This is a genomic window from Dactylosporangium sp. CA-092794, assembly GCF_050948465.1.
Classification (GTDB): domain Bacteria; phylum Actinomycetota; class Actinomycetes; order Mycobacteriales; family Micromonosporaceae; genus Dactylosporangium.
Genome location: NZ_CP192044.1, coordinates 6,091,686 through 6,105,671, shown reverse-complemented (window position 1 = coordinate 6,105,671; position 13,986 = coordinate 6,091,686). Strand labels below are relative to the sequence as shown.

General features: G+C 75.1%; 12 protein-coding genes. 7 read left to right on the top strand and 5 right to left on the bottom strand.

All coding sequences use genetic code 11. The features are described from left to right. Positions 1-14: 14 nt before the first annotated feature. Positions 15-281 (top strand): acylphosphatase, encoded by a 267-nt coding sequence (locus tag ACQPXD_RS25735; protein ID WP_432842832.1) that lies wholly within the window; start codon positions 15-17, stop codon positions 279-281. On the opposite strand, the gene ACQPXD_RS25730 is transcribed toward ACQPXD_RS25735, so the two are convergent. Then, positions 268-2,691, bottom strand: coding sequence for a tetratricopeptide repeat protein (locus ACQPXD_RS25730; protein ID WP_432842830.1), 2,424 nt, complete (start codon positions 2,689-2,691; stop codon positions 268-270). The genes ACQPXD_RS25735 and ACQPXD_RS25730 overlap by 14 nt on opposite strands. 589 nt (positions 2,692-3,280) lie before the next feature. Here ACQPXD_RS25730 and ACQPXD_RS25725 point away from each other — a divergent pair. Further along, positions 3,281-4,183: an acyltransferase family protein gene (locus ACQPXD_RS25725; RefSeq protein ID WP_432842828.1), complete on the top strand. Its 903-nt coding sequence runs from the start codon at positions 3,281-3,283 to the stop codon at positions 4,181-4,183. An 82-nt stretch (positions 4,184-4,265) separates the two neighbouring features. Here the strand turns inward: ACQPXD_RS25725 and ACQPXD_RS25720 are convergent, their stop codons facing one another. Further along, entirely contained in the window at positions 4,266-4,418 is a 153-nt protein-coding gene (locus tag ACQPXD_RS25720) for a hypothetical protein (protein ID WP_432842826.1), read from the bottom strand. A gap of 48 nt (positions 4,419-4,466) precedes the next feature. On the opposite strand from ACQPXD_RS25720, the gene ACQPXD_RS25715 reads away from it, so the two are divergent. Both ACQPXD_RS25715 and ACQPXD_RS25710 read left to right on the top strand, forming a co-directional pair. Next, positions 4,467-5,444 carry a DUF2332 domain-containing protein gene (locus ACQPXD_RS25715; RefSeq protein ID WP_432842824.1) on the top strand — a complete coding sequence of 326 codons (978 nt, stop codon included), beginning with the start codon at positions 4,467-4,469 and terminating at the stop codon, positions 5,442-5,444. 649 nt (positions 5,445-6,093) lie between these two features. Next, positions 6,094-7,716 carry a diguanylate cyclase gene (locus tag ACQPXD_RS25710; protein WP_432842822.1) on the top strand — a complete coding sequence of 541 codons (1,623 nt, stop codon included), beginning with the start codon at positions 6,094-6,096 and terminating at the stop codon, positions 7,714-7,716. On the opposite strand, the gene ACQPXD_RS25705 is transcribed toward ACQPXD_RS25710, so the two are convergent. Beyond that, positions 7,688-8,695, bottom strand: coding sequence for a Rieske 2Fe-2S domain-containing protein (locus ACQPXD_RS25705; RefSeq protein WP_432842820.1), 1,008 nt, complete (start codon positions 8,693-8,695; stop codon positions 7,688-7,690). The genes ACQPXD_RS25710 and ACQPXD_RS25705 overlap by 29 nt on opposite strands. Before the next feature lie 148 nt (positions 8,696-8,843). Between ACQPXD_RS25705 and ACQPXD_RS25700 the strand changes: the two genes are divergently transcribed. Then, a complete protein-coding gene (locus tag ACQPXD_RS25700) occupies positions 8,844-9,539 on the top strand; it encodes an SGNH/GDSL hydrolase family protein (RefSeq protein ID WP_432842818.1) in 696 nt (231 codons plus the stop codon). Positions 9,540-9,582: 43 nt separating this feature from the next. On the opposite strand, the gene ACQPXD_RS25695 is transcribed toward ACQPXD_RS25700, so the two are convergent. After that, on the bottom strand, positions 9,583-10,713 hold the full coding sequence (locus ACQPXD_RS25695; protein ID WP_432842816.1) for a hypothetical protein: 1,131 nt from the start codon (positions 10,711-10,713) through the stop codon (positions 9,583-9,585). 25 nt (positions 10,714-10,738) lie between these two features. Then, positions 10,739-12,154: a glycosyltransferase family 2 protein gene (locus tag ACQPXD_RS25690; protein WP_432842814.1), complete on the bottom strand. Its 1,416-nt coding sequence runs from the start codon at positions 12,152-12,154 to the stop codon at positions 10,739-10,741. 176 nt (positions 12,155-12,330) lie between these two features. Here ACQPXD_RS25690 and ACQPXD_RS25685 point away from each other — a divergent pair, with 176 nt between their 5' ends. Next, entirely contained in the window at positions 12,331-12,879 is a 549-nt protein-coding gene (locus ACQPXD_RS25685; protein WP_432842812.1) for a sigma-70 family RNA polymerase sigma factor, read from the top strand. Between the two features lie 92 nt (positions 12,880-12,971). Next, complete coding sequence (locus tag ACQPXD_RS25680; protein ID WP_432842810.1) at positions 12,972-13,982, top strand: sensor histidine kinase; 1,011 nt, start codon at positions 12,972-12,974, stop codon at positions 13,980-13,982. Positions 13,983-13,986 lie beyond the last annotated feature (4 nt).

Below are 13,986 nucleotides of genomic sequence, written 5' to 3'. Positions count from 1 at the left end.
GGTACCGTCGCCCGATGATCCGAAAACGGGTGCTCGTCGCCGGCCGGGTGCAGGGCGTGGCCTTCCGTGACTCCTGCCGGCGCGCCGCCGCGTCACGCGGCGTGACCGGCTGGGTCCGCAACCTCCCCGACGGCCGGGTCGAGGCCGTCTTCGAGGGCGCCGAGGAGCCGGTCGCCGCGATGGTCGCCTGGTCCGGCCAGGGCCCGCGCGCGGCCCACGTCACCGGCGTCGTCGTGCACGACGAGCCCGCCGAGGGCCTGGCCGGCTTCAGCGTCCGCTGACCGGCGGCACGGCGACCCGGGCGAGCCGCGCCACCTGCGCCTCGCGCGCCGCGTGCGAGCCGGCCGCCCACGCCACGGCCAGGACCTCGCCGGCCTCGCCGCCCCGGCCCAGCCCGTCGAGCAGCGACACGAGGACGCGGTAGGCCGCCCCGCCGGGGCGGTCGGCGACCGCGTCCCGCCACAGGGCCACCGCCTCGTCGCCGCGCCCGTCGGCCTCCAGCAGCTCGGCGAGGGTCTGCCGGACCTCCCGCGCGCTGTCCTGCCCGGCCCGCTCCCGCCCGGCGAGCTCGTCCCGCCAGACCTCGATCGCCTCCTCGGGGCGGCCGGTGGCCAGCAGCGCGGCGACCAGGTCGCGCTTCGGGAAGCCGACGCCGGCCGCCTCGGCCCGCCGGTACACCTCCACCGCCTCGGCGGACCGGCCGGCCTCGTGCAGCAGCTCCGCGTGGTCGCGGCGCAGGTCGTCGTCCTCCGGGTGGGCCTCGCAGACGGCCCGGGCCTCGGCCGCCCGGCCCAGCCGCCGCAGCCGGTAGACGAGGGTGCCCCGGCCGATCGCCGCCACCTGGACGAGCTCACGCCGTTCGTGCCACAGCAGATCGGCGAGGTGCGCGGCGGCGTCCGGCACCCCGGCCGCGATCGCGGACTCCCAGACCTCGACGGCCTCGTCGAGCCGCCCGGCCGCGCGCAGCGCGTCCACCAGCAGATACCAGGCGTCCTGGCCCGCCGCCAGGGCCGCCCGGTAGGCCTCGACCTCATCGGCGGCACGGCCGGTCAGGCGGAGCAACTCGCCCAGCAGGTGGGCGTCGGCCGGGTCGGCGATCCAGAGGTCGGCGATGAGCCCGGCCTCGGGCAGCTCGGCCAGCTCCTCCGGGCGGGCCAGCGGGAACAGCTCGCGGGCGGCGCCGTGGCGGCCGAGGCGCAGCAGCAGCCCGATGAGCGCGGGCACGGTCTCGCCGGAGGACTCGGACAGCACCGCCACGGCCTCCTCCGCCCGGCCCTGCGCCTCGAGGACCTCGGCCAGCCGCGGCGCCTGGTCGTCGCAGAAACCTTCGGAGTCCCGGTAGACGGCGACGGCCTCATCGATCGCACCTGGGTGGCTCAGCAGCTCCCCCAGCAGCTCGCCGTGCAGGTTGTGCCCGGCGGCCACGCCGGCGCGCAGGGCCTCCAGCCGCGCCGCGGGCGGGTTCAGCGACCGCGCGGCGAACCAGTCTCCGTCGATGACGACGGCGTCGCGGTACACCGCGGCGGCCTCCTCGGCCCGGCCGAGCGAGTCGAGCAGCCGCCCGAGGTCGACCCGCCGCTCCGACTCGCGGCAGACCGCGATCGCCTCCTCGTCCCGCCCCTGCTCGACCAGGCTCGCGACGAGGCTGTGGCCCATGAGGGGACTGCGGCGCCGGACGGCGGTCGCCTCCTCGTCCCGCCCGAGCTCGACCAGCATCTCCACGAGCTGCGGCTCGGCGCCGGCCGACCGCTCCAGCAGGATCGCCACGGCCTCCTCGGTGCGCCCCAGGGCGCGCAGCAGGTCCGGGCGCTGCCAGCCGGACCCCTCCCGGTAGAGCTCGACCGCCTCGGCGAGCCGGCCCTGCCGCTCGGTCAGGACCCCCAGATGCCGCGCGGCCCGCGGGTGCCCGAGGTCCCGGGCCCGGCGCAGGAGCCGCTCGGCCCGCTCCTCGTCCAGCCGGTCCCACGCCGCCCGGCCCAGCCGCAGGACCTCCTCCGCGGTGGCCGCCTCCCGCTCGGCCGCCGCCCAGACGTGCGCCGGCACCGGCACGGTCAGCCGGGCCCGGGCCATCGCCTCGACGTCCGGCGCCGGCACCGCGGTGTCGCCGGCGATCCGCCACCGGTCCGCCCGGTCCTCCAGCGCCGGCGTCGCCCCGACGTCGGGGGCGAGCCGCACGGGGCCGGGGGCGGCGAGCCGCTCGGCCCGGATGAAGTGCGCATCGACGCGAACCGGCTCGCCGGCCGGGCGCAGCATCCGCCGCTGGTCGCCGAACTCGTCGAGGTCGAGGCCGTCGTAGCGGTCCCGCCCGCCGGTGCCGGTGAACCGGTCGAACGTGGCCGAGTGCAGGACCCCGACGAGGACCGCCGGGACGCCCCGGGTCAGCAGCCGCTCGACGTCGTGCTGCGAGGGCGGGTCGGTGTCCAGGTCGCCGAGCCAGTACACCGCCGGGCCGGCGGCCGCCGCGACCCCCATGACGAGCTCGTGGCCGGACAGCACGGCGTGGAGCGCCTCGTAGGCGCAGCGGGTCCGCCCGGTCCGCCGCCGGCCGGTGAGCACCACGAACCCGCCGCCCTGCGCGGCCTCCGCGAGCCGCCGCCGCAGCACCCGGTCGATGTCGCGCAGCGCGTAGGGGGCGAGGTCGTCGGGCAGGCCAACGGCCCCGGGCGGACAATCATGGACCAATGTCACCACGGCGGGAGATTCTATGCACCACCGTCTGCTCCGCACCATCGTCAAACCCCAATGCCGGACTCGGGTCCGCGTCACCGCCGGACCGTTCCTCCCGCGAGACACCGCTCGGGCCTGGCGGCCCTCCCTGCGAGGTCCGCGGTGCCAAGAACCGGCGGCGCGCGGCATACGCATGTTTCGCGGTCGGATAAATCCAGCCACTTCGTGACCGGATTTATCCGACATTTCGCATATGCCGGTTTCCGCGGGTCCTGCGCAGCGACCGGAAGTCTCCGTGATCATGCCCAGCCGGCGCCGACACCAACGGTTTTTCATGATCGTGGAGTGCCGATGTACCCCTGTGTACCGAAAGGCTCCGGGATCATGGCAAACCCGGGGTGCCGTCAGCGCGGGCATCATGATCACGGAGACTTTCGGCCGCCCCGGGCCGGGCGGATCGGACGTCGCGCCCGGCGGGTGCGATGTCCGCACCGACCCGTCGCGCTGCGCTGCCCCGGGGCCGGCGCCGACGGCCGCCTGACCATCAGCCGGGATCGGCGGTGTGATCAACGAGGCGTATGCAAGCGCCGGGGGCCGGGTGCACAGTGAACGGATGCGCCTGGTGTACCTGGACCGACTGAAGGTGCTGCTGGTCGCCGGGGTCATCTTCGGGCACGCGTGGGCCGGCTACTCGACGTTCGCGGGGGCGTGGGTCTACACGGACGTGCGGGAGGCGACCCTGCGGCCGTTCACCTCGGCCGTGCTGGAGGGGCTGCTCGGCCCCTTCGCGCTGTTCGCGATGGGCATGTTCTTCCTCGTCGCGGGGCTGTTGACGCCGGGGTCGGTGGACCGCAAGACGCCGGGCCGCTTCGCCGCCGAACGGATCGTGCGGCTCGGCGTCCCGCTGCTCGCGTTCACGTTCGTGCTGTGGCCGCCGATGCGGTACATCATGCAGCGCGCCGTCGGCGTCCCGCCCGACCCGCTGTGGAGCGCGCCCGACGCCGAGCAGCTGTGGTTCGCCGAGGTGCTGCTGGTGTTCTCGCTCGCCTACGCCGCGCTGCGCAGCGTGCGCCGCGAGCCCCGCCCGCCCGGCCCGTCCCCGCTGACCATGCCCCGGCTGCTGGCGCTGTCGGCGGCGGTGGCGGCCGGCTCGTTCGTCATCCGCGGCTGGTTCCCGCTGAACAGCTCCGGCTGGCTGGGGCTGCACCTGTGCCAGTGGGCGCAGTACGTCGCGCTGTTCGGCCTCGGCCTCGTCGCCGTCCGCCGGGGCTGGCTCGACCCGGTGCCGGACCGGCTGCGGCGCGCCTGCGGGATCGCCGCCGTGGCCGGCACCGCCGCCATCGCGGCCTACGCGGTCATCGTCGCGCTCGCGCTGCTGGTGCGGCCACTCGGAGTACCCGCCGAACTCAAGGCGGCATTCGTCAGCGTCACCGGCGTCGTGGTCTCGTTCTGGCTGGGCCGGCTCATCTCCCGCGCCGCCCTGTCCTTCACCGTCACCACACCCGCACCCCAGTAGGTCTCGGGCCTACGCCCAGCTACCCGCCCCGGCCGCCCTGTCCTTCACCGTCACCACACCCGCACCGCAGTAGGTCTCGGGCCTACGCCCGGCTGCCCGCCCTGGCCGCCCGGCGGGCCGCGAGCAGCTCGGCCGCCTCGCGGGCCGCGGCTTCGGCGACGGCGCACGCCTCCCGCGCCGCCGCGACCAGCGCCTGCGCCCGCACGACCTCGGGCGGCAGGTAGCCGTGCTCCACCGACCCTTCCTACCACGCCCGGGCGCCGTCCGCCGGTACCATCGACGTATGCCGACATGGGGGACGGCCGAGGAGTACCGCGCCTTCGCGGCGACGCACGCCCGGGGCAGCTCGCCCATCTACGAGCGGCTCGCGCTGGGCGTGGCCGGCGACGACGACCTGCTCGGCCTGCTCGACACGCTGCCACCCGCCAAGCGCCAGCCCAACCTGCTCTTCGCCGCCACCCGTAACGCCGGCTGGACACCAGGCGGGTTCGCCCAGTTCCGCGCGGCCGTCCTGGACAACCGCGCCGCCGTCCTGGCCACGATGCTCGAGCGCCGCACGCAGACCAACGAGCCCGGCCGCTGCGCCGGGCTTTATCCGGCCCTCGCCGCACTGCCGCAGCCGCTGGCGCTGCTGGAGGTCGGCGCGTCGGCCGGCCTGTGCCTGCTGCCCGACCTTTATCGGTACGACTACCTCACCGCCTCCGCCACCACCACGGCCGGCGCCGAGAACTCCCCGGTCCGGCTGCGCTGCCGGGTCGACGGCCCGCTCCCCGCCGTCACCGGCGCCGCCGTCCGGGTGGCCTGGCGGGCGGGCATCGACCTCAACCCGCTCGACGTGACCGACCCGGACGACGTCCGCTGGCTGCGCACCCTGGTCTGGCCGGAGCAGCACGAGCGCCTGGCCCGGCTGGACGCCGCGCTGGACCTGGCCCGCCGCGACCCACCCCGCCTGCTGGCCGGCGACCTCAACGACCGCCTGGACGAGCTCACCGCCCAGGCCCCGCCCGACGCGACCCTGGTGGTCTTCCACACGGCCGCGCTCGGCTACGTCCCGGAGCCGGCCCGTAGCGCATTCGTGCGGCAGGTCCGCGCCCTCGACGGCCACTGGCTGTCGCAGGAGATGGCCTCGGTCTTCCCGCACATCGCCGACCACCTGCCCCAGGCCCCACCGGCCGGCATCGTGTCGTACGTGGTCGCCCTGGACGAGCGCCCACTGGCCTTCACCGCGATGCACGGCGCCTGGATGATCCCACTACCCTGACCCCCACCGCCCCGCCCTGACGCGCCCCGCTCCGCCCCGCCCCGCCCTGCCCCGCCCCGCTCTGACCGCGACACCCCCCCCGGGCCGGCGCGGGCCAACCCGGGCCAAGTCGGGCCGGCGCGGGCCAAGTCGGGCCGGCGCGGGCCAAGTCGGGCCGGCGCGGGCCAAGTCGGGCCGGCCCGGGCCAAGTCGGGCCGGGCGTCGATGGCCGCCGGTGAGGCACAGCGGTGATCGACGCTAACCCCGGTCGGTGCGACAGCGCGAACATTCCGGACATATCACCCGACGGGTGAAATTTCCGATAAATGCGACCGTGGCGGGCGTATGTCTCCGTGATCATGATGCCCGCGGTGACCGCACACCGGGTTTGCCATGATCCCGGAGACTTCTGGTACACGGGGGTACATCAGCACTCCACGATCATGAAAAACCCTTGGTGTCAGGACCGAGTGCGGCATGATCGCGGAGACTTACGGTCACATGCACCGCCCGCGCGTGGGACCCCGCATCACGGATCGCGCCCGGCCTGGCGGGGCCGGCCGCGACGAGGAGCGCGGTGAAACCGGGCCGAGTCCGGCAAGTCGGGCCGGCAGCACCCCGGAAATCGCGGAAGCCCTTGAGTTCTCGCACGGGCGGCCGATGTCGGGTCATGGCCGAACCCAGGATCGATCCGGCGGCACGCGACGCGGCGCTCGCGGCGACCCTCGCGCAGCACCCGGACGCCTTCGTCGGCGCGGTCGGGGCCAACGGGCTGTTCGTCGGGGTTCCCGCCGAGCTGCGCGCCGCCGCCCTGCGCCCGATCGAGGGGCCGTACTCCGCGCTCAGCCTGGCCAGCGACGACGACCACCCGCTCATCGTCGACACCTGGCACCGGCTGCTGGCCGACGGCGTCGCCGACTGCCGCTTCCGGCCCCGCGGGCGGCCCGCCGAGCCGGCCCGGCTGCACCTGATCGACGTCACCCACCGCCTCGGCGTCGTCGCGCTGATCGTGACCGGGGTCGAGGACACCGTGCGCGCCCTGGAGCACGAGGCGATCCGGCCCCGGCTGGTCACGTTGCGCAAGGACCAGGTCGCCGTGGTCATCGACGCCGACCCGCAGATCCACCGGGTACTCGGCTGGAGCGCCGCGGAACTGGCCGGGCGCCGCTCGATCGACCTGGTCCACCCCGACGACCACCAGCGGGCCATCGCCGGCTGGATGGATTTGCTCTCCGCCCTGCCCGGCGAGGCCCGCCGGATCCGGCTGCGGCACCTGCACCGCGACGGCCGGGTCATGTGGTTCGAGATCACCAACCACAACCGGCTGGCCGACCCCGACGACCCGTGCGTGTTCGCCGAGATGCTCGACATCACCGACGAGATGGCCGCCGGGGAGGCGTTGCAGGCCAGCGAGCAGCTGATGCGCCGGCTCACCGAGGCGCTGCCGATGAGCGTGGTGCAGATCGACGCGCGGCGGCGGGTGGTGTACCAGAACACCCGCGGCGGCCACATGGTCGGCACCGTCGTCGGCGGCGAGCTGGGCGAGGCGCAGCTGGCCGCGGTTGTGCCCGGCGACCGCCCGCTGGTCGAGGCCACCCTGGCGGCGGTGCTGCGCGACGGCGGGGACGCCGACGTCGAGTACGGCTACCGCGACCCGCACCTCGGCCTGCGCCGGGCCAGCGCCACGGTCCGCGCGCTGAGCACCGCCGACGGCGAGGTGGCGGGCGCGGTCATCTGCCTCGCCGACGTGACCGAGGACGTACGGCTGCGCGAAGAGCTGCGCCGCCGCGCCACCTACGACGAGCTGACCGGCTGCCGCAACCGCGCCGCCACCCTGGCCGCGCTGTCGGAGACCCTGGCCGCGGCGCAGCGCGGCACCGCCGTCGTCTTCGTCGACCTCAACGACTTCAAGCTGGTCAACGACCGCTTCGGCCACGCCGCCGGCGACCTCGTGCTGAGCCACGTGGCCCGCGTCCTGCACACCGCCGTCCGCGACGGCGACGTGGTCGGCCGCCTCGGCGGCGACGAGTTCGTCGTGGTCTGCCGCGACGTGCCGCGCCAGGACCACGCCGCCCGCCTGGCCGCCGCCCTGGGCGCCGCGCTCGAGGCCGCCCCGGTCGACATCGAGGGCGAGCCGCTGCACCCGAAGGCGAGCATCGGGGTGGCCTGGACCCGCCCGGACGGCCTCGGCGCCGACGCGCTGATCGCCCACGCCGACTCGAAGATGTACGAGGCCAAGAAGATCGCCATCCCGGCCCCGCGGGCTACCAGGTCGGCGTCCAGCGGCCGGTGACGAGCTCGAGCCACAGCCGGCGGATGGCGAGGCTGTTGCGGTCGGCGCGGGCGTGGGCGTTGAGGTGCGGTGCGAGCGGGAAGCGGGCCGGCAGCGACTCGAGCAGGTCGCGGTCCTCGTCCTCGACCTTCTCGTCGAAGGCGAGAATGTCCGCCGCCGGCCGCTCCGCCTCGCCGTCGGTGCGCAGCACGGTCTGCAGCAGCATGCAGTGCTCGTCGTCGACGGGCGTGATCGCCTTGACCATGAGGTGCTCCAGGCCGTCCGGGTAGGTGATGTGGATGTGGCCGTGGAACGGGGCGTAGAGCTTCGACACCGTCGTGCGGACCGTCGCGCCGAGTTCGCCGGGGCGCGACTCGACCGGCACCTGGCCGGTGGTGCGCAAACCATACGGCTCGCGGGTCACCACCGTGTCGGTGAGCTCCGGGCGGTCCGGGTTGCCGAACGTGTTGCGGTGCACGAAGGCGACGTGCCCGGGGTCGAAGTTGTTCTCCAGCAGGTGCATGGCGGTGCAGGCGAAGTCCCAGCGGTACTCCGGCACGACCCGCCAGCGCGGGTCGTCGTACTCGGGCAGCGGCGGCACGCCGGCGATCGGGTCGGCGTCCAGGCACACCCAGACCAGGCCGTACCGCTCCTGGGACAGCACCATCGTGAGGCCGCTCTTCGTCGGGTGCGGCGCGTCCGGGAACTGCGGGATGCGCCGGGTGCGTCCGGCGCCGTCCCATTCCCAGCCGTGGTACGGGCAGACCAGGTGACAGTCGCGGATCCAGCCCCTGGACAGCGGCGCGTCGCGGTGCGCGCAGAGGTCGTGGGCGGCGCTGGCCGGCGACCCGGGCGTGGGGCGCCACACCACCAGCCGCGTGCCGAGCACGGTCCGGGCGACCGGCGCGTCGGTCACGTCGCGGGCGAAACACACCGCATACCAGAACCGGCGCAGCACCGGATGCTCGGAGATGACGAGATGCTCGGGGTAGCCCTCCATGTGCAGGCTCCTCAACCGGCACCGCGGAGGCGGGAACCACCCACCGGCGGCCCACGGCGCCGCGCCCCAATGCAACCGCGCCGCTGTTTCGCCGCCGTTACCGCCACATACAGACTTCGGCTTGGGCCGGTCGGGCAGAATCGGGCCCATGAACCGAGCGACCTCGCTGCTGCTGGCCGCCGCGCTGCTGCTGACCGGGTGTGACCGCGCCGCCGGGTCCGAGCCGGCCGCGGCCGGGCGGCCGGACCGGCCGGTGGTCAAGATCATGCCGCTCGGCGACTCCATCACCGACGGGCGCAACGTGCCGGGTGGGTACCGGGCGCCGCTGTGGAAGAACCTCACCGCCATGGGCGCGCGGGTCGACTTCGTCGGCTCCACCAAGGGCGGCCCGCGCAGCCTGCCCGACCGCGACCACGAGGGACACTCCGGGTGGCGCATCGACGAGATCGACGCCCACGTGGTCACCTGGGTCAACGCCGCCAATCCGGCGGTGGTACTGCTCCACATCGGCACGAACGACGCCGTGCAGGACTACCACTTCGCCGAGGCGCCCGCCCGGCTGGGCAAGCTCATCGACCACATCCGCGCCGCGGCGCCGGACGCCGACATCTACGTGGCCGCGATCACGCCGCTGGACCAGCGCACGTACGAGGAGCGGGTGCAGGCGTTCAACGCGCGGATCCCGGACCTGGTGGCGAGCCGCGGCCCGAAGGTGCACTTCGTCGACATGCACGCGGCGCTGAAGCTCAGCGACCTCGACGACGGCGTGCACCCCAACGCCTCGGGCTACTCCAAGATGGCCGCCGCCTGGGCCGACGCCCTCCGCCCGCGCCTGGCCGGCTGACCCGCCGCCGGCGGCGTCCACGGCCGGGCCCGGCGCCCGGCGGTCACGCTGGTGCGACGACGGGGCCCGGCAGGTACCAGGCCGCCGAGTCGGGGCCGTGCCGGAACATGAGGACCATGACCCGGTGCAGCGCGACCTCGTCCGGCGGCCGCGGGCCGGGCCGGTTCAGGTGTGCCACCAGCTGGGGGTGCGGCACCAGGCCGTAGTGCTCCAGGTAGTAGGCGGCGGCCTCGGTCCAGACCCAGCGGCCGTCGCTGCGCAGGTGGCGCGGCACCACCGCGCCGCGCTGCGGTGCGAACACGTCGACCATCGGGGTGCTGGTCCAGATCACCACGGGCGCGGCGCGCAGGGCCGCCAGCAGCCGGTCCCGCTCGCCGGACGCGGCCACGACCGGCCGGCCGGGGGCGAACCACGGCCCGCGGTCCGGGTCGGCGCCGTCGAACACCGGCGCGACGGTGATCGGCTGCGGCGGGTCGGCCGCCCACAGCAGCGCGCCGCAGCAGCGGGCCAGCGTCTGGTAGTACGGGCTGTCCAGGCCGGCTGGGCACACCTCCGCCTGGCCGGCGGCGTCGCCGGCCCGGGCCATCGCCGCCCGCGCCCCGGCCTCGATCGCGGGCAGCCCGCCGGTGGTGTGCGCGACGGCGAGCGCCGCGACCCGGACCGGCGGGTGCCAGGCGTGGGAACCGGCCGGCATGCGCCACGCGCGCCACACCGCGCGCACCCCGGGCGTGGCGCGCGCGAACGCCACCAGCGCCCGGTCCACCGGGTCGAGGTCGTCCGGGGCGGCACCGGTCAGGTCCAGCGGGCGGGCCACGACCGGATCGCCGCCGGCCCGCGCCGTCGCCGGCTGGAACAGCCACGGCCCCGGATCCCGCTCGCCGCGCACCTCGGCCAGCGCGGCGGCCAGGTCGTGCCCGGACGGATCGGCGGTCAGCTCCGCGCGCAGGAGGTCCTCCTCGTCGGGGGCCAGCGGCAGCGGCTGGGCAAGGGCCTCGAACGCCACCATCCGGGCGGCCTCGGCCCGCCGGCCGCCGGCCAGCCGGTCCCGCGCGTCGGCCAGCAGCCGGTCCGGCAGGTGACCGGCCAGGCGCAGCAGCAGGCCGTGCACCGCGCCGTCGGCCGCCGCGTCGTCGCCGGTCGCCGGCGCCGCATCCCGTTCCACGTCCGTCCTCACCGGGACTCCCCTCCCCGCCACGGTCCTATTTGTGCCGCCACCACGAGTCCGTGGCGGCGCGGTCGTATGTGCGGAACACGGTGTTGACCTGCCGGCCGTGCGTGACCATGCCGGCGTACCAGGTGCGCGCGACGTAGTTGAACGGGCCCATGTCGACCGGGCCGGCCTCGCGGGCGTGCTCCACGCAGCAGTCGAACACGTCGCGGCAGAAGTCGAGCACGACCTCCCGGCGGCCGCCGGCCAGGCCCGCGTTGAGCAACTGGACGCCGCGGTTGGCCGACATGAAGCGCAGCATCGTCTCGCTGCCGCCGTGGTGGTACACCATCCACGGCATGCACAGCGGGAAGGGCTCGTCGCCGAGGTAGAGCCGGTCCTCCATCTCCGGGAACGGGTCGCGCAGCAGCTCCACGTCGGTGCCGTCGACGCACCACACCTGGTCGATCTCCGGGTGCTCGCGCAGGTACCGCCAGTAGCACAGCCAGCGCTGGAAGTAGGGCGAGGCGCCGGCGGCCCCGGCCGGCACCCGCACGTGGGTGACCAGCTCGGTGTCCGGCTCGTCGAGGCAGTCGTGCAGCACCACCAGCCGGCGCCCGTGCCGGCGCAGCGACGCCCGCAGCTCGGCCAGGTGCTCGTAGTCCGGCGTCCAGGCCCCGCCGCGCTGCGGGTCCGGCTGCGCGGTCAGGTAGGTGGTCAGCACCACGTTGGTCGCCGCCGCCGGGCCCACCGGGCGGGAGCGGAACTCGCAGTACTCGACCGAGCCGCGGCTGGACTCGTAGCGGGTCTTGAGGTCCCGCACCAGCAGGAAACGCTCCCGGGCCGGCACGCTGGAGCCGACCGTGGTGCGTTCGTCACAGCTGAAGATCAGGTGCTCGCTGCCGACGACGTCGGCGAAGCGGAACGAGGTCAGCCCGGCGTTGTGGATCCGGTTGGACAGGTCGACGTGCTCGTAGCCCCAGCGGCCGTAGCGGGTGTCGTAGCCGCCGACCGCGTCGATCACGCCGCGGTGCAGGTAGAGCATGCAGCCGCGCGGGTGCGAGTAGGCCTTGAGCTCGGCGTCGCGGTACACCTCCACCGAGTCGGTGAGCCGGCCGACCGGGGTGTCGGTGAAGATGTACATCAGGTGCGGCTCGGGGCTGTCGATGTACGGCCGCTCCCACCCGTCGGCGACCGGCCAGCAGTCGTCGTCGAACAGGAACAGGTGCGTGCAGCCCCGCTCGAGCAGCAGCTCCAGGCACTTGTTCTTGGCCCGGGCGATGCCGGCGTTGGCCTCGAAGCGGTAGGTCGCCTCCTCCACCGGCTCGTCGCTGGCGTCGTCGACCACCACGATCGCCGCACCGCTCGGCGCGTACTTGCGGATCGCCTCCAGCGCCTGGCGGAACACCGGGCCGCGGTTGTGCGTCGTGATCCCGATGCCGACCTCGGGGAAGCTGGCTGCTGGCATGCGCACCTCTCTCGACGTGGTCCTGTCTGCCACACGGTGGGAGGGACCCGCCGAGTTCACGACCGGCGCCGGTTGCCGGGGTAGGGATAACCCTCACCCGAACGGGTGGAAACCCCGCGTCGATCGACGGGTACGCACCGTGTTGGCGCGGTACCCCCGACCGGCACTGTCAAGGCATGACGAACTCGGTGCTCGACAACGGACCGGCCGCCCACACCGACAGCGACCGGCGCCTGCGCGAACTGGTGGACAGCTACCGCGAACCACTGATCACGTACGCCCGGCGGCTGACCGGCGGCGACCCGCACCGCGCCGAGGAGGCGGTGCAGGAGGCGTTCGTCCGCGCGTGGCGGCACCTGGACAAGCTCACCCCCGAGCACGGCCCGGTCCTGGGCTGGCTGCGCCGTGTGGTGCACAACCTGGTCATGGACGGCTACCGCACCCGCAAGGCCCGCCCGGCCGAGGTGGCGCTCGACGACGCCACGCCCGTGGCCCTCGCCGACCCGGCCGAGGGCGTGGAGAACCGGGTGCTGGTGGAGCAGGTCCTCGGCGAGCTGTGGCCGCAGCACCGCGCCGCGCTGATCGAGGTGTACCTGCACGGGCGCAGCGCCGCCGAGATCGGCGAGTCGCTCGGGTTGCCGGTGGGCACCGTCAAGAGCCGGGTGCACTACGCCCTGCGCGCCGCCCGCCGGGTGCTAGCCGACCGTACCCCGTGCGCCGCCTGACCCGGTGGCGCCCCCTCCGCCGCTACAGTGACATGGTGCTCCGCCGCCGCGAGCGAACCGGACGCTCCCGCGAACCGGGCCAGACCGACGTCGTGACACGGCTGGCCGAGACGGTGCGCGCGCTGCCGGCCCAGGCCCCGCCGGAGCGCCTCGGCCTGGCGCTGGCCGAGGCCCTGGCCGCCGGCCTGGCCGCGGACCACGTCCGCGTCGCGCTGTGGCTGCCGGCCGGGCTCGACCCCACGGCCGGGTTCCGGGTGCAGGAGTACCGCGCCGGTCACGTGCGGGCCGGCTTGCCGCCGGCCCAGGTCCGGCTGAAGCTGGGCGGCCAGCCGCTCGGCGAGGTCCGGACCCAGCCGCCGGCCGCCGCGCAGCGGCTGCGCGACTGGCCGGAGTTGCTCGCGGTGACCCGCCTGCTGGCCGCGGAGCTGCACGCGCGGCTGCGCGCCGACGACGCCGAGCAGCTACGGCGCAGCGGCGCGGCGCAGCTGGCCGACGCCCGGCTGCGGGCCGCCGGGGACATGGAGCGCCAGCGGTACCGCCTCGAGCGTGACCTGCACGACGGCGCCCAGCACCACATGGTGGCGCTGCAGATGTCGCTGGCCCTGGTCGAGCACCAGATCGGCACCGGCGACCGGGCGGAGGCGGCCCGGCATCTGCAACGCCTCAAGGAGCTGCTGGCCAGCACCGAGGAGGTGCTGCACAGCACCGCCACCGGGCTGCTCGCGCTGCCGCTGGCCGACCATGGCCTGGTCACGGCGCTCGCGGCCCGCCTGGGCACGCTGGACGCGCTCACCCTCGACATCGATCCGCTGCTGACCGGCCGCCGGTACCCGCCCGAGGTGGAGGCCACCGTCTACCTCGCCTGCCTGGAGGCGGTCAGCAACGCGCACAAGCACGTGCCCGGCGCCAAGGTCACCCTGACCCTGCGCACCTCCGCGCGGGGGCTGAGCTTCGACGTGACCGACACCGGTCCGGGCTTCGACGTCAGCGGCCCGATGCCGCTGCGCCGGCTCGCGGAGCGGCTGGCCACCGTCGGCGGCACGCTGACCGTGCGGTCCAGCCCGGCCGCGGGCACGCGGGTCAGCGGATTCGTCGCGATCTGAGCGG

Bases quoted from the DNA above. Each gene is read 5' to 3' on its own strand.
- ACQPXD_RS25735 (WP_432842832.1), top strand. From the start codon at position 15: ATGATCCGAAAACGGGTGCTCGTCGCCGGCCGGGTGCAGGGCGTGGCC.
- ACQPXD_RS25725 (WP_432842828.1), top strand. From the start codon at position 3,281: ATGCGCCTGGTGTACCTGGACCGACTGAAGGTGCTGCTGGTCGCCGGG.
- ACQPXD_RS25715 (WP_432842824.1), top strand. From the start codon at position 4,467: ATGCCGACATGGGGGACGGCCGAGGAGTACCGCGCCTTCGCGGCGACG.
- ACQPXD_RS25710 (WP_432842822.1), top strand. From the start codon at position 6,094: ATGGCCGAACCCAGGATCGATCCGGCGGCACGCGACGCGGCGCTCGCG.
- ACQPXD_RS25705 (WP_432842820.1), bottom strand. From the start codon at position 8,695: ATGGAGGGCTACCCCGAGCATCTCGTCATCTCCGAGCATCCGGTGCTG.
- ACQPXD_RS25700 (WP_432842818.1), top strand. From the start codon at position 8,844: ATGAACCGAGCGACCTCGCTGCTGCTGGCCGCCGCGCTGCTGCTGACC.
- ACQPXD_RS25690 (WP_432842814.1), bottom strand. From the start codon at position 12,154: ATGCCAGCAGCCAGCTTCCCCGAGGTCGGCATCGGGATCACGACGCAC.
- ACQPXD_RS25685 (WP_432842812.1), top strand. From the start codon at position 12,331: ATGACGAACTCGGTGCTCGACAACGGACCGGCCGCCCACACCGACAGC.